Below are 17,385 nucleotides of genomic sequence, written 5' to 3' on the forward strand. Positions count from 1 at the left end.
CCATGGCCTACGATTCGATTTTCAAAGCCGATTTGTTTGCCGGCCAAAACATCATCGTCACCGGTGGCGGCAGTGGCATCGGCCGCTGTACCGCCCACGAACTGGCGGCCCTCGGCGCCCATGTACTGCTGGTCGGGCGCAAGGCCGACAAGCTGAAAACCGTTGCGGCGGAGATCGCCGAGGACGGCGGCAAGGCTGATTGGGCAGTTTGCGACATCCGCGAGGAAGAACTGGTGCAGCACCTGGTCAGCGAATTGATCCGCAAGCATGGCCCCATTCACGGCCTGGTCAACAACGCTGGTGGGCAGTACCCGTCGCCCCTGGCCTCGATCAATCAGAAGGGTTTCGAAACTGTGATGCGCACCAATCTGGTGGGCGGCTTCCTGATGGCCCGGGAAGTGTTCAACCAATCCATGAGCAAGCACGGCGGGGCCATCGTCAACATGCTCGCCGACATGTGGGGCGGCATGCCCGGTATGGGCCACTCCGGCGCGGCACGTTCGGGCATGGACAACCTGACCAAGACCGCCGCGTACGAATGGGGTCATGCCGGGGTGCGGGTCAACGCCGTGGCGCCGGGGTGGGTTGCCTCCAGCGGCATGGACACCTACGAAGGCGCCTTCAAGGCCGTGATCCCGACCCTGCGCGAACACGTGCCGCTCAAGCGCATCGGCACCGAATCGGAAGTCAGCGCGGCGATTGTTTTCCTGCTCAGCCCGGCAGCGGCGTTCGTCAGCGGCAGCACCTTGCGCATCGACGGCGCCGCCAGCCTCGGCGGCCGCGCCTGGCCGATCCACAAGGCGACCAACAGCGAGTCGTACAACGGTTTCCACCGCGCCTACATACCAGACGTGTTGAAGGACAAGGAATAACCCATGCCGGTGATTCAGTCGCAACTCGATCCCCACAGCCAGCCGTTCGCCCAGAACCGTGCGGCGATGCTGAGCGCCATCGAGCAAGTTCGCGTGCTCGAACAGAACCTGCTGAACAAGGCGGCCGAAGCCAGGCCGAAGTTCGAAAAACGCGGCCAGTTGCTGCCCCGCGAACGTCTCAATCTGCTGCTGGACCCCGGCGCGCCGTTTCTCGAACTGGCCAGCCTGGCCGGCTACAAGCTGCACGACGACAAGGATGGCAGCTCCGCCGGTGGCGGCTTGATTGCCGGCATCGGCTATGTGTCTGGCGTGCGCGTGTTGGTGGTGGCGAACAACAGCGCGATCAGGGGCGGGACAATCTCCCCCAGTGGGTTGAAGAAATCCCTGCGCCTGCAACAGATCGCCATGGAAAACAAATTGCCGGTGATCACCCTCGCCGAAAGCGGCGGCGCCAACCTCAATTACGCGGCGGAAATTTTCGTCGAAGGCGCGCGCAGCTTTGCCAATCAGGCGCGAATGTCGGCCATGGGCTTGCCGCAGATCACCGTGGTGCACGGCTCGGCAACGGCGGGTGGTGCCTATCAGCCGGGATTGTCGGATTACGTGGTGGTGGTGCGCGGCAAGGCCAAGTTGTTTCTCGCAGGTCCCCCACTGCTCAAGGCCGCCACCGGCGAAGTCGCCACCGATGAAGAACTGGGCGGCGCCGAGATGCACGCACAAACCGCCGGCACCGCCGAATACCTGGCTGAAAACGACGCCGACGGTGTGCGTCAGGTACGCGAGATTGTCAGCCTGCTGCCGTGGAACGAGCAGTTGCCTCCACTACCCGAACGTCGCTGGGAGGAACCGCTCTACCCCATCGACGAACTGCTGGGCTTGATCCCTGATGATCCGAAAAAGCCCTACGACGTGCGCGAAATCATTGCCCGTCTGGCCGACGCTTCGAACTTTCTTGAATTCAAGGGCGAGTTCGATCAGCAGACTGTGTGCGGTCATCTGAAAATCCAGGGCCGCGCCTGTGGCTTCATCGGCAACAACGGCCCGATCACGCCAAAAGGTGCGAGCAAGGCCGCCCAGTTCATCCAGCTGTGCGACCAGAGCCAGACGCCGCTGCTGTTTTTCCACAACACCACCGGGTTCATGGTCGGCACCGAATCGGAACAGCAAGGCGTGATCAAGCACGGCGCGAAGATGATTCAAGCGGTGGCCAACGCCCGGGTGCCGAAGCTGACCATCGTCGTCGGTGGCTCCTACGGCGCGGGCAACTATGCGATGTGCGGACGCGGCCTGGACCCGCGTTTTATCTTCGCCTGGCCCAACAGCCGCACCGCCGTGATGGGCGGCGCGCAAGCGGGCAAGGTGCTGCGCATCGTCACCGAGGCCAAGCAGGCCAAGGACGGCCTGGTGCCCGACCCGAAAATGCTCGACATGCTGGAACAGGTCACCGCGCAGAAACTCGACAGCCAGTCCACGGCGCTCTACGGCAGCGCCAATTTGTGGGATGACGGTTTGATCGACCCGCGCGATACCCGGACCTTGCTGGGTTACTTGCTGGATATCTGTCACGAGGCCCAGGTGCGGCCATTGCAAGCCAACAGCTTTGGCGTAGCCCGGCTCTAGGCCGGCTCAAGGAGAACAATAAAAATGATCTTCACCCAGGAACACGAAGCACTGCGCCGCACCGTACGCCAGTTCGTCGAGCACGAGATCAACCCCCACGTCGATGAATGGGAAAAGGCCGGGCGCTTCCCCATCCACGAAATCTTCCGCAAGGCCGGCGACCTCGGTTTGCTGGGCATTTCCAAACCGGAAAAATTCGGTGGCATGGGGCTCGACTACAGCTATTCGATCGTCGCCGCCGAAGAGTTCGGCACTATCCGTTGCGGCGGCATTCCGATGTCCATCGGCGTGCAGACCGACATGTGCACCCCGGCGCTTGCACGGTTCGGCTCTGATGAGCTGCGCGAGGAATTCCTGCGCCCGGCCATCAGCGGTGAGCAGGTCGGCTGCATCGGCGTCTCCGAAGTCGGTGCCGGTTCCGACGTGGCCGGGCTGAAAACCACGGCGCGCAAGGACGGCGACGATTACGTGATCAACGGCAGCAAGATGTGGATCACCAACTCACCGAGCGCCGACTTCATCTGCCTGCTGGCCAACACCTCGGACGACAAACCGCACATCAATAAGTCGCTGATCATGGTGCCGATGAACACGCCGGGCATCAGCTTGAGTTCGCACCTGGACAAGCTCGGCATGCGCAGTTCGGAAACCGCCCAGGTGTTTTTCGACAATGTGCGCGTACCGCAGCGCAACCGCATCGGTCATGAAGGCGCGGGGTTCATGATGCAGATGCTGCAGTTCCAGGAGGAACGCCTGTTCGGCGCGGCCAACATGATCAAGGGCCTGGAGTATTGCGTCGACAGCACTATCGAATACTGCAAGGAGCGCAAGACCTTCGGCAACGCGCTGATCGACAATCAGGTGATCCACTTCCGCCTGGCTGAACTGCAGACCGAAATCGAATGCCTGCGGGCGCTGGTCTATCAGGCCACCGAGCAATACATCAAAGGCCAGGACGTCACGCGCTTGGCCTCCATGGCCAAGCTCAAGGCCGGGCGGCTGGGCCGCGAAGTCAGTGACAGCTGCCTGCAATACTGGGGCGGTATGGGCTTCATGTGGGACAACCCGGTGGCCCGGGCTTACCGTGATGTACGGCTGGTGTCGATCGGTGGTGGCGCCGACGAAATCATGCTGGGAATCATCTGCAAACTCATGGGCATTCTGCCGGGGAAAAAGAAATGAGCGGCCTGCCGGTTTGCCAGACCTTGCTGCTGGAGCTGCACAACGGCGTTTTGCACATCACCCTCAACCGCCCCGAATGCCGCAATGCGATGAGCTTGCAGATGGTCGCCGAATTGCGCTCGGTGCTGGCTGCGGTACGCGATAAACCAGGGGTTCGTGCACTGGTGATCGGTGGCGTCGGCGGGCACTTCTGTGCCGGCGGCGACATCAAGGACATGGCCAATGCCCGCGCTCAAGGCTCGACTGCGCACCGGGACCTGAACCGGGTGTTCGGCGCGCTGCTGCAAGAGGTGCAACACGCACCGCAAGTGGTGATCACGGTGCTGCAGGGTGCGGTACTCGGCGGCGGTCTCGGCCTGGCCTGCGTCAGCGATATCGCCCTGGCCGATCACCAGGCGCAATTCGGCCTGCCGGAAACCAGCCTCGGCCTGTTGCCGGCGCAGATCGCGCCGTTCGTGGTGCAACGCATCGGCTTGACCCAGGCCCGGCGCCTCGCCCTGACGGCGGCGCGTTTTGATGGTCACCAGGCGCGGCGCATGGGGCTGGTGCATTTTGTCGAGCATGATCCGCAGGCCCTGGCCGAACGTCTCGATGAGGTGTTGGCCCATGTGTTGTGTTGTGCGCCGGGGGCGAATGCGGTGACCAAGAAACTCTTGCTGGCGAGTGCCGGACAGCCGTCGGATGAGTTGCTAGATCAAGCGGCTGAATGGTTCAGCGAAGCGGTGACCGGAGCCGAAGGCATCGAGGGAACGATGGCCTTCGTGCAAAAACGCAAACCGGGGTGGGCCATTTAAAAGCTTCGCGAGCTTGCTCGCGATGAGGCCCGACCAGACACCGCTAAAAATCAGAGAGCCTACCCATGCCCGGACTCAAAAAAATCCTCATCGCCAACCGCGGTGAAATCGCCTGCCGCATCCAGCGCACGGCCCAGGCGCTGGGCTATCGCACGGTCGCCGTGTTCAGCGACGCCGACGCCGATGCACTGCACGTGCAGATGGCCGACGAGGCGGTCAACATCGGCCCGGCCCCGGTGCAACAGTCTTACCTGAACATCCCGGCCATCCTCGACGCGACCCGGCGCACGGGCGCGGATGCGATCCATCCGGGCTACGGCTTCCTCTCGGAAAACGCCGGGTTTGCCCTTGCCTGCCGGGATGCCGGTATCACCTTCATCGGCCCCAGCCCCGAGGCCATCGAACTGATGGGCAGCAAGCGCCTGTCGAAGATCGCCATGATCGAAGCCGGTGTGCCGTGCATCAACGGTTATCAGGGCGCCGGGCAGGACGACGCCACCCTGAGCTGCGAAGCCGAGCGCATTGGCTATCCGTTGATGATCAAGGCCAGCGCTGGCGGCGGTGGACGCGGCATGCGCCTGGTGCACGACGCCAGCGACTTGCTGGAACAGGTTCGCACCGCGCGCTCCGAAGCCCTGAACGGCTTTGGCAGCGGCGAACTGATTCTTGAACAAGCACTCATCGAACCCCGCCACGTCGAGATCCAGTTGTTCGGTGACCGGCATGGCAACCTGATTTACCTCGGCGAACGTGATTGCTCGGTGCAGCGCCGGCATCAGAAAGTCATCGAGGAAGCGCCCTGCCCGGTGATGACCACTGAGTTGCGTCAGGCCATGGGCGAAGCGGCGCTCAAGGCCGGGCGAGCTGTGAAGTACGTCGGTGCGGGCACTGTGGAGTTTTTGCTGGATGCGCGCGGGCAGTTCTATTTCCTGGAGATGAACACCCGACTGCAAGTGGAGCACCCGGTGACCGAACTGATCACCGGGCTGGACCTGGTGGCCTGGCAGTTGAACATCGCCGAAGGGCAACCACTGCCCTTGCGCCAGGAACAGGTGCAACTCACAGGCCACGCCATGGAAGTACGCCTGTATGCCGAAGACCCGGCCCAGGGCTTCCTGCCGCAAACCGGGCGCGTCGTGGCCTGGGAGCCGGCATTGCAGGACGGCGTGCGGATCGACCACGGCCTGATCGAAGGCCAATTCATCAGCCCCTTCTACGACCCGATGCTTGGCAAGCTCATCGCCCACGGTGCAACCCGCGAGGAAGCCCGGCGCAAACTGCTGCGGGCGGTACAAGACAGCGTGCTGCTGGGCCTGCAAAGCAATCAACGCCTGCTTGCCAGCCTGCTGGAGCACCCGCAGTTCGCCTGCGGTGATTTCAGCACCAGTTTCATCCCGCAGCACTTCGCCGACCACCCCTGCCTGCATCCCGAAACCCCAAGCGCGCAGCACTTGGCCATCGCCGCCGCCCTGTTCTATCAGGCCGCGGCGCAGGCTCACCCGGCCCCGCTTGGCGGTTGGCGCAACAACGCCAGCGTGCCGTTGCACTATCGCATCGGCCTTGAGGATCAGGACTGGCCGGTAGCATTGCAGGCGATCCCGGGCGAGCCGTTGCGCATTCAGGTCGCCGAGCGCAGCCTCGAACTGAAGATCATCCATAGCGACGGACGCTGGGCCACCCTCGAAATCGAAGGCGTTCGCCAACGCCACGCCTACCGTCTGGAGGCCGGGCGTCTCTGGCTGTTTACCCGGCCGGGCAGCCTGCAGTTCGTGGATCGCACTCAGGCGCAGGTTACCGGCCAGGCCAGTGTCAGCTCCGGCACCCTCAAGGCACCGATGGACGGGGCGATTGTCGACGTCCTGGTCAACGAAGGCAGCAAGGTGACCAAGGGCCAACTGCTGGTGGTACTGGAGGCGATGAAAATGGAGCATCCATTGAAGTCGGGCATCGACGGTGTTCTGAAACGCCTGCAAGTCAAAGTCGGGGATCAGGTGAAAAACCGGCAGATTCTATTGGAGGTCGAATAAGCCGCTAGGCGGAACCGCCGGGTTTGGCTACGCTCAAACCCTACAGGACGCGGATACCAGGAACCCTGCAATGCCTCATTGGCTGGTCATTGATCTGGAGGCCACCACCGATGAAGGGGGTTGGCCCGTAACGGATATGGAAATCATAGAAATCGGCGCCACCCTGGTGGACCGCAAGGGTCGCGAACTGGACCAGTTCCAGCGCTTCGTCCGGCCTTTGCGGCGGCCGTTGCTGACGCCGTTTTGCCGGGAGTTGACGCACATCACCCAAGCCAACATCGACGCCGCGCAACCGCTGGGCGAAGTCTGGCCGGCATTTGAACGCTGGCTCGGCCAACACCAAACGCGACTTGAAGGCTGGGTCAGCTGGGGCGATTACGATCGCAAACAACTGCTTCAGGATTGGCAGCAGCTGGGACTCGCCAGCGTGCTGGCCAACGTGCCGCACATGAACCTCAAACAGCGCTTTGCCAAGGCCCGGCGCCTGGAACGCCCGCTGGGGCTCAACGGCGCCCTGCAACTGGCCGGCCTGCAGTTCACCGGCCAGCAACACCGGGCGCTGGAAGATGCGCGCAATACCGCACGCCTGCTGCCGCTGGTTCTTCCGCTTTAGACAGGTGACGACTCCCGGGGCCTTGTGCATACTGGCCGGCCCTTTTTAGCCCTTTTCGAGGAATCGCCCATGTTTAAAGTCAACGAGTACTTCGACGGCACCGTCAAGTCGATCGCCTTTGGCACCGCAGAAGGTCCAGCGACCATCGGCGTCATGGCTCCGGGCGAGTACGAATTCGGCACCAGCCAGCGTGAAATCATGCACGTGGTCAGCGGCGCACTGACCGTCAAACTGCCGGACAGCAGCGACTGGGAAACCTTTGCCGTCGGCAGCCAGTTCAACGTGCCGGCCAACAGCAAGTTCCAGCTGAAAGTCGCCGTCGACACCGCTTACCTGTGCGAATACCGCGGCTAAACCTGCCGGGCTTCACTGCAATAAAAAATGCCCGTGTTTTTCGACACGGGCATTTTTTATTCTGCGCAAAATTACTCGAGGATCTCCACCGGCATGCCGACTTCGAGTCGACCGTTGCCCTCGTTGACCAGGTTCTGGCCGAACATTGCGCCGTCCGCCTGGGAACGGTATTTCTGCAAGGTGGCCAAGGGTTCGCGGTCTTCGCTGCGCTCCCCGGTTTGCGGGTCGATGGTGGTCAGGATGCAGCGTGAACAGGACTTGACCACATGGAACTCGACCTCGCCGATACGGATACGCTTCCAGCCGTCCTCGGCGAACGCTGCACTGCCTTCGATCACCAGGTTCGGCCGGAAACGCAGCATCTCCAACGGACGCCCGACCCGTTGCGACAAGTCCTCGAGAGAGGCCTGGCCTATCAGCAACAGCGGATAACCATCGGCGAACGCCACCTGGTCGTCATCCTTGCCGTAACCGGCCTCCGTCATCCGCGCACGATCCAGCGGCACCTGCACCAGGCGAGTCGGTTTGCCAATGAACTGGCTGACCCAGGCCCCAGCTTCATCGCCTGCATCGGGGACTCGCAAGGTATCGCGCCAGATCGTCACGCCACGCAGTTCTGCACCGTTACCGGGCAAGGCTATGTCGATCGGCGAATGGCCGGGCGCGCTGAGGGTCAAGCCACCCTCGGCATTCCACAGCGCCGACAACTGGCTCATCTGCGCCACCGCACGCTGTGTCAGGAAGCGCCCGCTGGCCTCGTCCACCAGCATCCAGCGGCGATCGCCGTCCAGCCCGAGTTTATCGAGACCGATCACCTGCAAGGTCTCGCCCTTGGCGGACTTCAACGGATAACGATACAGCGCACTCAGACGCAACATGGCCAGCTCCCTGGTAGGTAAAAACGCCACCCTATACGAGCTTGATCAGCGAATCAAAGAGCAAAGACCTGTAGGAGCGAGCTTGCTCGCGATGGTGTATCAGTCACATCAGTCCTGGATGTGCCGACGCCTTCGCGAGCAAGCCCGCTCCCACAGTTGTGCGGACCCGCTTAGGCCGGCACTTCGTCAAGCATCAGGCGCTGGCGCACCACGTCGACCAGCTTGTCCGGCTGGAATTTGGAGAGAAAATTGTCGCAACCGACCTTTTTCACCATCGAGTCGTTGAAGCTGCCGGACAGCGAGGTGTGCAGCACCACGTACAAGCCGCGCAGGCGCGGGTCGTTGCGAATCTCGGTGGTCAGGCGATAGCCATCCATTTCCGGCATTTCCGCATCGGTGAAGACCATCAGCAGTTTTTCGGTCATGTTCACGCCGGTATCAGCCCAGGCCTTGAGCATGTTCAAGGCCTTCAACCCGTCGCTGGCGATGTGCATCTTCACGCCCAGCTGTCCCAGGGTATCGCGCAATTGCGCCAGGGCCACGTTGGAGTCATCCACCAGCAGCACCTCACGGCCACGGGCACGTTCCAGCACCGGATCCTCGAGCTTGGCGCGGGAGACCTTGGCGTTGTACGGGACGATTTCGGCCAGGACCTTTTCGACGTCGATGATTTCAACCAGCTGGTCATCGACCTTGCTGATGGCCGTCAGGTAGTGCTGGCGGCCGGCGCTGCTCGGGGGCGGCAGGATGGCTTCCCAGTTCATGTTGACGATCCGGTCCACGCCACCGACCAGGAAGGCCTGAACGGAACGGTTGTATTCGGTGACGATAATCGTGCTGCCAGGCCCCGGCACCAACGGGCGCATACCAATGGCCTGGGACAGGTCGATCACCGGCAGGGTCTGGCCACGCAGGTTGACCACGCCGCACACAAAAGGATGGCGCTGCGGCATCAGCGTCAACTTCGGCAGCTGCAGGACTTCCTGTACTTTAAAGACGTTGATTGCGAACAATTGCCGTCCGGCGAGCCGGAACATGAGAATTTCCAGGCGATTCTCACCCACCAGTTGCGTGCGTTGGTCTACCGTGTCGAGAATGCCGGCCATCAATGACTCCAGGTCTTGTTCGGATGAATTCACTTCAGGAAGGTTATCGGCTGTTTTTGCCGAAGCTTGACCCTCTCTAAAATGCCACGCCCGGCCATTGATGTCACATTAACATCATGCTTTACTGGCGCTGTGATTACATCTGCTGCACTTCTGCGCCAGCGCGACCCTTGTTTGCGCGAAAGGTTCCCCTGCGTAAGGGATTCCCCTATCAACAATCAGGTGCAACCTGATATTCGCAATATCCAATAGCCATTAATGTGACGCCATTCTCATTGCATGAACGGAGTCAGGCTTTTGTGTGCGATCGCAAGTCAGTGGCCAACCACCCTCTCGTGTTCCCCAGCCTGTTTCCGGGCCAGCCACAGTTCGTTCACCCGACGACTCGGCAATGCCGGGGTTCCGACCGCCCTCGTCGACACACACGATATCCCCTCATTTGACATGACGTTGTGGAGATAAGTATGCCGAACGACCGTAAAGAGTGGGCCCAGCGGCTCCCGGAGTTTCTTGTCGAGGCTGAAACACTCCTGGCTAAAACCGAGGAATGCCTGAGCCATCTGCAGTTGATCTGCAATGACAAGGACGCTATCGACTGTCTGCTCAGCACACTGCTCAAGCTGGCCAACAAGGCCGATGCCCTGGCATTGGCGGCCGTGTCTGAATTCTCTCTGCATATTCATGGCCTGCTGAACCACGCACAGAACACCATGAGCCTGCACGACGACGCGCTGAATGCCTTGAAAGACTGCCTGACCCTGATTGCCTGGCAACTCGAACTCATCGACCAGACCACCGGACAGCTCAGTCTCGACGACAGCGAACAGGCCACCCTGATTGAAGCTTTTGCCTTTCAGGTCGGGCAAAGCCGGTTTCAACCACCGGTCAACTCCAGGCCCTTCACCCTCGTAGCCTATTCGGAACGACAGGCCTGAACTTGCCAAACATGCCGTATGGCGTGTTTTTGGTTATCAATACCGCGCTGTAACTTGAGTGCGCACATGTCGCAAATGAATATTTCATAGCTGTAAGCGACATCTTTAAGCAACCACTATTGCCCATCGACAATTGCGCGCCTGCCTTGACCAGGGTATTGCCTGGTATCAACAACAAAACCCGGGGCAACCGGCATTTTGCAGCGGCAACAACCAACTTGTTCCATTATGGAATCATCGTCCAGACGACTGGACTCCTGACTTTTCGGACATACATACGGACGCGACCAACGGTATCTTAAGTGCTAACATGCCGCCTGTTAGTTGACGCCAATTAATGGCAGTGTGATTGCAGCCGGATACAGCTCGCTGCAGTTCGGACCTGAACGCGTCGGCGCTCCACATTAAAAAAACAGGGGCCTGTCAGCCAGCATGACCGGTCAGCCCGCAGCGAACATCCATTGGCTCCATCCGCTATGCACGCCAGCCTCAAGTCAATCGCCACGTGGCCACCTTCCCGAGCAAATGCACGCGTATTCACGCTGTTGCTATGCGTCTGCTCGACCCTCGGCAGCTTGCTGGTCCATGGATTGTCCATCCCGTTGCCCCTGTCATTGCTGGTGCTCAATGTTGCGGCGCTGACCAGTGTTGCCGTGCAGTACTGCCTCTCGCGCAAATCGATCAAATTCCAGCCTCAGGAACTGGCCGACCGGCTGTTGCAGGTCCAGGAAAACGAGCGTCACCGGCTGAGCCGCGAACTGCATGACGACATCGGTCAATTGCTGACCGCCGCCAAACTGCAAAGTGACTGGCTCAAACGCCGGATGCCCGAAGAGCTCCAGGAACAATGCACGGTCCTCTGCGACACGCTGGAAGAAACCCTGGCCAAAGTTCGTGACGTATCCGCCATTCTCAATCCCCGGCAGTTGGCCAGCCTTGGGCTGGAAGCCAGTCTGCGGGCGCACCTGCTCAAGACTTTGGCCAACACCCCGGTGCACTGGAGCCTGGAATGCCAGCAGCGCCTGACCGGCATACCGGAGGAAATGGCCGTGGCAGCTTTCCGTATCACCCAGGAAGCGGTCACCAACATCCTGCGCCATGCCCAGGCCAAGAACCTGCTAGTGTGCCTGCAGCGTCTGCCCCAAGGCCTGAAGTTGCAGATCAGCGACGATGGTCAGGGCTTCGCCCCCGCAACAGACCCTGGTCGTGAAGGGCAGCGCGGTATGGCCGGGATGTCGGAACGGATCGATCAACTGGGCGGCACACTGACCGTTACCAGCGAGCCGGGCAAAGGCACTCAAATCGAAGCTCTTTTTCCCTGGGCGCCCCGTGCGCTCGAACGGGCCAGTTCGAATAAGGTTATGCATTGACTTGTAATTTACTACTGGTGGATGACCACTCGCTGATCAGGGCTGGCGTGCGCGCCCTGGTAATGGATCTGCCCGGCTATGCCGTCATCGGTGAGGCCAGTGACGGCTCGCAGCTGCTCGAGATGGTCGGGCATCTGTCCCCGGATATTGTCCTGCTGGATATTTCGATGCGCCAGACCGGCGGCCTCGAAGCCTTGCAGCAGCTCAAGCGGGTGCGCCCGCAGAGCAAGGTCCTGATCCTCTCGATGCATACCGACCCGGCCCTGATCATGCAGGCGCTGGAGTCCGGAGCCCATGGTTACCTGCTCAAGGACACCACGGCGACCGAACTCGAACACGCGCTGGAGGCCTTGCGCAACAACGAGCGCTATCTGAGCCCGGCCATTGCCCACACGGTGATCAACCAGGCGTTGACCCGAAACCAGAAGCACCCACCCGAACCCGCCGACTCGCACAACCTGACGGCACGTCAGCTGGAAATCCTGCGGTTGATCGTTCGCGGAAAATCCACCCGAGAGATCGCCAATGGCCTGGGGCTGAGCGTCAAGACCGTCGAAACCCACCGTTCGCAGATCATGAAGCGTCTGCAGATCTACGATGTGGCCGGCCTGGTACTGTTTGCCGTGCGTGAACAAATCATCAGCCTCGATGACTAGGCACCTCACCGGCATGTAACAGCGGCGAATCGTCTGGCAGATGCACGAGTAACGCCGCCGGGCGAACCGAGAAACGCAGGTTGTCCCCCTTCCAGGGCGGGCGCGCACGAATAACATGCTGTCGACGCCAGATGCCCCCCCCGTTAAAAGTCGAAAGAAAACGAATTGTTTCCAGTCGGAAGGATTTGATCCCTACACGGCAGGATTTTTCTTACAAAACGTGAGGAATCGGCTCAATTGACCACAAATCCGAATTGGTAGACCTTGGGCTGCAAGACATCACAAGGACGTGCCATGCAACGCCAAAACCTCGCATCACCGGCCATTTCGGTCTTGCCGCTCACAGATGATAAAAATGCAGGCCATCGAGCTGAATGCCGCAACAGCACAAAAGCCACGGGAGAAGTTGATATGGAACCTCGCGTCACCGAGCTGGAAACACACCTCAAGTGCATACGCAGGGACATGGAAGAAGCCCGGGATGACGTCAAATCCATCAAGCACCGACTTGCCTATTCCGCCTGCGGAACAGCCGTGATCCTCGGCCTCCTTGGCTGGATCGCCAATAGCCGTTTCGAGCAGGTTATTTCATTGCTTCTGGCACACTGAGTTGCCTTCAACACAAAACCCGGTTCAATCAACCGGGTCTTGTGTGACAAAGCCGCTGAAGCTATCAGCTCAGGACTTCGCTCAACGGAATGAAGAAAACGCTATCGCCCTGAACCAGCGTGCGACCTTCCAGGACTTCCACCAGTCCATCAGCCCAGGCAGCGCTGCGCAGCACACCGGAACTCTGGTTTTTGTAGATCGTCGCCCTGCCGTTTTCCAGCCGTCCGCGCAAATACTCGCGCCGATTGCCGGGCTGGAGCCAGTCAAACCCTGCCGGCACCTGCACCTTCAGCGGCTCAACGTCCTGCACTCCCTGACGACGCAGGAGATAGGGCCTGGTCAACAAGGCAAAGGTCACGAGGGTCGATGCCGGATTGCCCGGCAAGCCAATTACAGGTACACCGCGAAAATGCCCGAACGTCAGCGGTTTACCGGGCTTGATGGCGAGTTTCCACAGCGTCAGTTCGCCCTCTTCGCGCAAGGCGATGCCCAGAAAATCGGCTTCCCCCACCGATACGCCACCGGTCGAGAGGATCAGGTCGACACCCTTCAACTCACCTAATCGGGCGCGAGTGGTTTCCAGATTGTCCGGCAGAATTCCCGCGTCAACGACCTCACACCCCAAACGCTGCAACCAGCTACACAACAACACGCGGTTGCTGTTGTAGATCTGTCCCGGGCCCAGCGTCTGCCCCGGCTCAATCAACTCGTCGCCGGTAGACAGCACCGCCACGCGCACCTTGCGAACCACCTCGAGCTCAGCGCATCCCAAGGAGGCAGCCAATCCTTGCTCGATCGGCCCCAGTTGCGTACCTGCCGGCAAAATCAACTCGCCGACGGTGGTTTCCTGGCCTTGTGGGCGGATGTTCTGGCCTTGGGTCAAGGCTTGAGTGAAACGTACTCGCTCATCGGCCTGAACCTCGGCGTTTTCCTGCATCTCGACGCAATCGGCACCGGCGGGAACAGGCGCCCCGGTGAAAATGCGCGCACAGGTGCCTGGCTGCAACGGACCGGGGGCCTGGCCGGCAAACACCTTCTGACTGACCAGCAACGGCTCTCCCGTCCAGTCAGCCATACGCAAGGCATAACCGTCCATGGCGCTGTTGGGCCAGGGCGGCAGATCAAGCGTCGACACCAGGTCTTCAGCCAGTACGCGCCCCTGTACCTGCGCCAACGGCAAGCGTTCACGCTCGACAATCCTCGAGGCCTCGGCCATTTCCAGCAAGCGCGCCAACGCCTGCTCGACAGGCATCAGGCTGCCAGACTTGCCAGGCTTACCCACGGGATTCACAAGGCGCTGCCTGTTTCAAATGAGGCACGAAATTGCACGGCCGATGCCGCGAATCCAGTTGCTCGGCCAGTATGCCGTCCCAAGCGGTGCGCACGGCATTGGTCGAGCCCGGCAAGCAGCAAACCAGCGTGCCGTTGGCCAGTCCAGCCAACGCCCGGGACTGAACGGTTGAGGTGCCGATATCGGCAACCGAGATCTGGCGGAACAGCTCACCAAATCCATCGACCTGTTTGTCCAGCAGGCAACCGACGGCTTCCGGCGTGCTGTCACGTCCAGTAAAACCGGTACCGCCGGTGATCAGCACCACCTGCACGACATCGTCGGCAATCCAGTTGGCGACTTGCGCGCGAATTTTGTAGAGGTCATCTTTGAGCAACACCCGGGCGGCCAAGTAATGACCGGCAGCGGTCAAGCCGTCGACAAAGGCCTGGCCTGAGGTGTCGGTTTCCAGTGTGCGGGTATCGCTGACAGTCAGCACTGCAATATTCAGCGGTGCGAAAGGTACATCAGCCTTGGCTTTCATAGGCTCGTCCAGTTGTAGGAGAAACAGCCCGGTGTTATATCACAGCGCTCCGTTTTTTCGCCGCCCCCATGGAGGCCTGCCATGACCACGAATTCACAATTGCCACCCTGCTCCATTCTGCTCCTGGCGGGCGGGCGCGGCCAACGTATGGGTGGTCGGGACAAAGGGTTGCTGGACTGGCACGGCGAACCCCTGATTGCGCATCTGCATCGCAAGACCCGCCCGCTGACCGATGACCTGATCATCTCCTGCAATCGCAACCTTGAGAAGTACGCCCCCTACGCCGACCAGTTGGTCCACGATGATGAAGGTGACTTCCCCGGGCCACTGGCCGGTATTCGTGCAGGCCTGAAAGCTGCTCGCCATAGCCATCTGCTGGTCATACCCTGTGACGTTCCGGGCATCGATGCGGCGCTGATCGGCACTATGCGCGAGGCCGCCAATCTGCATCCGGACAAGCCGCTGATGGTGCGGCACGATGACCACTGGGAGCCGTTGTTGTGTGTGATTCCCGTGCAACACAGGGCAGCATTTGAAAATGCCTGGAACGAGGGTGAGCGCAGCCCTGGCCGGTTGATGCGCAAGCTCGGCGCAACCGCGCTGCAATGCCCCGACAAGGACCCACGATTGGCCAACCTCAACACGCCGGAACTTTTAAGCGGTCATGGCACTGTGTCAGACTGATATTCATCAGGAACTTGCGCAGACGGTGCACGTCTCAAGTTCAGCAACCACAGAATTCTTATTCGGAGACACAACTCATGACTCAACGGACCCTCGCCACTTTCATGCTCGCACTGGGCCTTGCCACCCTCGCCGGTTGTGCATCGCCTACGGTGATCACCTTGAATGACGGTCGCGAAATCCAGGCCGTCGACACGCCGCAATTCGACAAGGATTCCGGTTTCTACGAATTCGAACAGCTCGATGGCAAGCAGACCCGCATCAACAAAGATCAGGTTCGTACCGTCAAGGAGCTGTAATCCTGGTGCCACCGGATACAGAAAAGCCCGCTTGATGCGGGCTTTTTCATGCCTGGAGAACAGCGCGCCAGGATCGCTTATCAATCACCATTGCAGGGTGATTTCACTCTCGAACTCTCGCGACTGGCCCGTGACCGGATCGATAAACTTCAGCCCCTGAGCCAGCAGTTTCAAAGGATTTGCATAGTCATCCTGCGCATCCTTGAGCACCTCGGGGTAAAACGGGTCGTTGCAGATTGCGGCGCCCAACGCCGCCATATGTACCCGTAGCTGATGTTTCTTGCCCGTCACCGGGTAAAGACCATAACGCCAGAGATCCTCCTGCTTTTCCCTGACTTCGACCGCCGTCTCGGTATTGCTGGCCCCCGGACCTTCCTGCATGCGGAAGAACGGTTCGCCATCGACCAGTCGGCTTTTATGCACCAACGGGAAAGCCAGGTCGGGCAACGCCTTGGCGATGGCCTCGTAGCGTTTTTCGATCTGCCGGGTTGGAAACAACGACTGATAAGCCGAACGAGTCTGCGGGTTGGCGGAAAACAGCACCAGCCCTGCGGTGTGCCGGTCAATGCGATGCAATGGCACCAGGTGCGGATTGTCCAGACGCCGGATCAAGCGCCTGAGCAGCGTCTGTTCGACGTATTCGCCAGCCGGTGTCACAGGCAGGAAATGTGGCTTGTCGGCCACCACAAGATGCTCGTCCGCGTACAGAATCGACTCGATCACCGGGATCGGTTTTTCATCCGGAACTTCGCGAAAATAATGAATCCGCAAACCTTCCCTGTACGCCAGATCGAGGGCAATCGGCATGCCCTGTCCATCGAGGACCCGGCCACGGGCAATTCTGTCCAGCCATTGTTCACGACCGATGGCGCTGAAATGCTCGCACAGGCAATCGACAACGGTCTGCCACGGGCCAGGTGGCAAGTAGAGCGTACTGGCCTGACTGTGTGCCGCGGAAAAAGAAGAAGTGGACATACGAAAGCTCTAGCCTCAGTGCAGAGCGGCATTATCCAACAGCAAGGGGAATGAACCTAGGGGGCGTTCTCAATTAGTTTTCCCGGCGTGAAAACTAATTGAGAACGCCCCCTGGAGGAGATTCCTCAAGCCGGGATCTGTGTGCGCGCCGCCGCTTCGGTGTACTCCTTGAGCCAACGCAGTACATCGACCGCCTCCCAGCGAGCGGGGTCATACAGGGCGTACAACAACCCCTGATAACCCACGACATCGAGTTGCCGGTGATAACCCGCGCGCTGAAACAAGGCTTCGATTTCTGCGAAACAGGTATTGAAATGCGTTTTGTTGAAGGGCGTTTTCCCCTCGGTCACCAGACCATCCAGACGCAACTCAAGGACAGCCTCGCGCACGACGTCCGCGGACATCCGGTTCACGCTGTTCTTCAACTGTTCGACATTGACCACGATTCATCCCTCTGACGCCCGGGCTTGCCAGCTCACTCCCGAAAATCAGGAACGGCAAGGCAGGCACCACGAATAACTGTATACGCATACAGTATCCGATCAACACCGAATAAGCCAAGGGGATCAATCGCAAAGTTCGACAGACGGAACACGC

General features: G+C 60.3%; 19 protein-coding genes and 1 pseudogene. 13 read left to right on the forward strand and 7 right to left on the reverse strand.

The features are described 5' to 3' along the window. The first annotated feature begins 2 nt into the window (after nucleotides 1–2). The 7 genes from VC35_RS13140 (at nucleotide 3) to ppnP (ending at nucleotide 7,462) form a co-directional block, all read left to right on the forward strand. On the forward strand, nucleotides 3–872 hold the full coding sequence (locus VC35_RS13140) for an SDR family oxidoreductase (protein WP_046040587.1): 870 nt from the start codon (nucleotides 3–5) through the stop codon (nucleotides 870–872). A gap of 3 nt (nucleotides 873–875) precedes the next feature. Beyond that, nucleotides 876–2,492: a geranyl-CoA carboxylase subunit beta gene (atuC, locus tag VC35_RS13145; RefSeq protein ID WP_046040588.1), complete on the forward strand. Its 1,617-nt coding sequence runs from the start codon at nucleotides 876–878 to the stop codon at nucleotides 2,490–2,492. A 24-nt stretch (nucleotides 2,493–2,516) separates the two neighbouring features. Beyond that, a complete protein-coding gene (gene atuD / locus VC35_RS13150; protein WP_046040590.1) occupies nucleotides 2,517–3,674 on the forward strand; it encodes a citronellyl-CoA dehydrogenase in 1,158 nt (385 codons plus the stop codon). Continuing rightward, nucleotides 3,671–4,468 (forward strand): enoyl-CoA hydratase/isomerase family protein, encoded by a 798-nt coding sequence (locus tag VC35_RS13155; RefSeq protein WP_046040591.1) that lies wholly within the window; start codon nucleotides 3,671–3,673, stop codon nucleotides 4,466–4,468. Before atuD ends, VC35_RS13155 begins: the two co-directional genes overlap by 4 nt. Nucleotides 4,469–4,533: 65 nt before the next feature. After that, a complete protein-coding gene (locus tag VC35_RS13160; protein WP_046040592.1) occupies nucleotides 4,534–6,495 on the forward strand; it encodes an acetyl-CoA carboxylase biotin carboxylase subunit in 1,962 nt (653 codons plus the stop codon). Between the two features lie 70 nt (nucleotides 6,496–6,565). Then, on the forward strand, nucleotides 6,566–7,108 hold the full coding sequence (locus VC35_RS13165) for a 3'-5' exonuclease (protein ID WP_046040593.1): 543 nt from the start codon (nucleotides 6,566–6,568) through the stop codon (nucleotides 7,106–7,108). Nucleotides 7,109–7,177: 69 nt separating this feature from the next. Then, on the forward strand, nucleotides 7,178–7,462 hold the full coding sequence (ppnP, locus tag VC35_RS13170) for a pyrimidine/purine nucleoside phosphorylase (RefSeq protein ID WP_046040594.1): 285 nt from the start codon (nucleotides 7,178–7,180) through the stop codon (nucleotides 7,460–7,462). A gap of 71 nt (nucleotides 7,463–7,533) precedes the next feature. Here the strand turns inward: ppnP and VC35_RS13175 are convergent, their stop codons facing one another. Further along, a complete protein-coding gene (locus VC35_RS13175; protein ID WP_046040595.1) occupies nucleotides 7,534–8,340 on the reverse strand; it encodes an MOSC domain-containing protein in 807 nt (268 codons plus the stop codon). A 170-nt stretch (nucleotides 8,341–8,510) separates the two neighbouring features. Then, nucleotides 8,511–9,446 (reverse strand): chemotaxis protein CheV, encoded by a 936-nt coding sequence (locus VC35_RS13180; protein WP_046040596.1) that lies wholly within the window; start codon nucleotides 9,444–9,446, stop codon nucleotides 8,511–8,513. Between the two features lie 464 nt (nucleotides 9,447–9,910). On the opposite strand from VC35_RS13180, the gene VC35_RS13185 reads away from it, so the two are divergent. From VC35_RS13185 to VC35_RS13195, 3 genes are all read left to right on the forward strand, one after another. Then, complete coding sequence (locus VC35_RS13185; RefSeq protein ID WP_046040597.1) at nucleotides 9,911–10,381, forward strand: hypothetical protein; 471 nt, start codon at nucleotides 9,911–9,913, stop codon at nucleotides 10,379–10,381. A gap of 476 nt (nucleotides 10,382–10,857) precedes the next feature. Then, a complete protein-coding gene (locus VC35_RS13190) occupies nucleotides 10,858–11,751 on the forward strand; it encodes a sensor histidine kinase (protein ID WP_046040598.1) in 894 nt (297 codons plus the stop codon). Continuing rightward, the gene (locus VC35_RS13195; protein WP_046040599.1) at nucleotides 11,748–12,407 is read left to right on the forward strand and encodes a response regulator; all 660 of its coding nucleotides are present in this window, start codon (nucleotides 11,748–11,750) and stop codon (nucleotides 12,405–12,407) included. Before VC35_RS13190 ends, VC35_RS13195 begins: the two co-directional genes overlap by 4 nt. Here the strand turns inward: VC35_RS13195 and VC35_RS29985 are convergent. Then, nucleotides 12,391–12,504 (reverse strand): annotated as a pseudogene (locus VC35_RS29985) (lipid kinase YegS); the annotation flags it as partial. The gene VC35_RS13195 and the pseudogene VC35_RS29985 overlap by 17 nt on opposite strands. 197 nt (nucleotides 12,505–12,701) lie before the next feature. Here VC35_RS29985 and VC35_RS29990 point away from each other — a divergent pair. Beyond that, nucleotides 12,702–13,016, forward strand: a complete 315-nt coding sequence (locus tag VC35_RS29990; RefSeq protein ID WP_223466159.1) for a hypothetical protein — start codon at nucleotides 12,702–12,704, stop codon at nucleotides 13,014–13,016. Between the two features lie 64 nt (nucleotides 13,017–13,080). On the opposite strand, the gene VC35_RS13205 is transcribed toward VC35_RS29990, so the two are convergent. Then, nucleotides 13,081–14,307: a molybdopterin molybdotransferase MoeA gene (locus tag VC35_RS13205; RefSeq protein ID WP_046040602.1), complete on the reverse strand. Its 1,227-nt coding sequence runs from the start codon at nucleotides 14,305–14,307 to the stop codon at nucleotides 13,081–13,083. After that, the gene (gene moaB / locus VC35_RS13210; protein ID WP_046040604.1) at nucleotides 14,291–14,830 is read right to left on the reverse strand and encodes a molybdenum cofactor biosynthesis protein B; all 540 of its coding nucleotides are present in this window, start codon (nucleotides 14,828–14,830) and stop codon (nucleotides 14,291–14,293) included. Before moaB ends, VC35_RS13205 begins: the two co-directional genes overlap by 17 nt. Nucleotides 14,831–14,911: 81 nt before the next feature. On the opposite strand from moaB, the gene mobA reads away from it, so the two are divergent. Together mobA and VC35_RS13220 are read left to right on the forward strand one after the other, a co-directional pair. Then, nucleotides 14,912–15,514, forward strand: a complete 603-nt coding sequence (gene mobA, locus VC35_RS13215; RefSeq protein ID WP_046040606.1) for a molybdenum cofactor guanylyltransferase MobA — start codon at nucleotides 14,912–14,914, stop codon at nucleotides 15,512–15,514. A 77-nt stretch (nucleotides 15,515–15,591) separates the two neighbouring features. Continuing rightward, entirely contained in the window at nucleotides 15,592–15,813 is a 222-nt protein-coding gene (locus tag VC35_RS13220) for a YgdI/YgdR family lipoprotein (RefSeq protein WP_007994800.1), read from the forward strand. Nucleotides 15,814–15,897: 84 nt separating this feature from the next. Here the strand turns inward: VC35_RS13220 and VC35_RS13225 are convergent, their stop codons facing one another. Continuing rightward, nucleotides 15,898–16,788 carry a pseudouridine synthase gene (locus VC35_RS13225; protein WP_046040608.1) on the reverse strand — a complete coding sequence of 297 codons (891 nt, stop codon included), beginning with the start codon at nucleotides 16,786–16,788 and terminating at the stop codon, nucleotides 15,898–15,900. A gap of 125 nt (nucleotides 16,789–16,913) precedes the next feature. Further along, the gene (locus VC35_RS13230) at nucleotides 16,914–17,231 is read right to left on the reverse strand and encodes a hypothetical protein (protein ID WP_008020364.1); all 318 of its coding nucleotides are present in this window, start codon (nucleotides 17,229–17,231) and stop codon (nucleotides 16,914–16,916) included. Nucleotides 17,232–17,385: the final 154 nt, after the last annotated feature.

Source organism: Pseudomonas fluorescens (genome assembly GCF_000967965.1).
GTDB lineage: Bacteria > Pseudomonadota > Gammaproteobacteria > Pseudomonadales > Pseudomonadaceae > Aquipseudomonas > Aquipseudomonas grandcourensis.

Bases quoted from the DNA above. Each gene is read 5' to 3' on its own strand.
- VC35_RS13140 (WP_046040587.1), top strand. From the start codon at position 3: ATGGCCTACGATTCGATTTTCAAAGCCGATTTGTTTGCCGGCCAAAAC.
- atuC (WP_046040588.1), top strand. From the start codon at position 876: ATGCCGGTGATTCAGTCGCAACTCGATCCCCACAGCCAGCCGTTCGCC.
- atuD (WP_046040590.1), top strand. From the start codon at position 2,517: ATGATCTTCACCCAGGAACACGAAGCACTGCGCCGCACCGTACGCCAG.
- VC35_RS13155 (WP_046040591.1), top strand. From the start codon at position 3,671: ATGAGCGGCCTGCCGGTTTGCCAGACCTTGCTGCTGGAGCTGCACAAC.
- VC35_RS13160 (WP_046040592.1), top strand. From the start codon at position 4,534: ATGCCCGGACTCAAAAAAATCCTCATCGCCAACCGCGGTGAAATCGCC.
- VC35_RS13165 (WP_046040593.1), top strand. From the start codon at position 6,566: ATGCCTCATTGGCTGGTCATTGATCTGGAGGCCACCACCGATGAAGGG.
- ppnP (WP_046040594.1), top strand. From the start codon at position 7,178: ATGTTTAAAGTCAACGAGTACTTCGACGGCACCGTCAAGTCGATCGCC.
- VC35_RS13175 (WP_046040595.1), bottom strand. From the start codon at position 8,340: ATGTTGCGTCTGAGTGCGCTGTATCGTTATCCGTTGAAGTCCGCCAAG.
- VC35_RS13180 (WP_046040596.1), bottom strand. From the start codon at position 9,446: ATGGCCGGCATTCTCGACACGGTAGACCAACGCACGCAACTGGTGGGT.
- VC35_RS13185 (WP_046040597.1), top strand. From the start codon at position 9,911: ATGCCGAACGACCGTAAAGAGTGGGCCCAGCGGCTCCCGGAGTTTCTT.
- VC35_RS13190 (WP_046040598.1), top strand. From the start codon at position 10,858: ATGCACGCCAGCCTCAAGTCAATCGCCACGTGGCCACCTTCCCGAGCA.
- VC35_RS29990 (WP_223466159.1), top strand. From the start codon at position 12,702: ATGCAACGCCAAAACCTCGCATCACCGGCCATTTCGGTCTTGCCGCTC.
- moaB (WP_046040604.1), bottom strand. From the start codon at position 14,830: ATGAAAGCCAAGGCTGATGTACCTTTCGCACCGCTGAATATTGCAGTG.
- mobA (WP_046040606.1), top strand. From the start codon at position 14,912: ATGACCACGAATTCACAATTGCCACCCTGCTCCATTCTGCTCCTGGCG.
- VC35_RS13220 (WP_007994800.1), top strand. From the start codon at position 15,592: ATGACTCAACGGACCCTCGCCACTTTCATGCTCGCACTGGGCCTTGCC.
- VC35_RS13225 (WP_046040608.1), bottom strand. From the start codon at position 16,788: ATGTCCACTTCTTCTTTTTCCGCGGCACACAGTCAGGCCAGTACGCTC.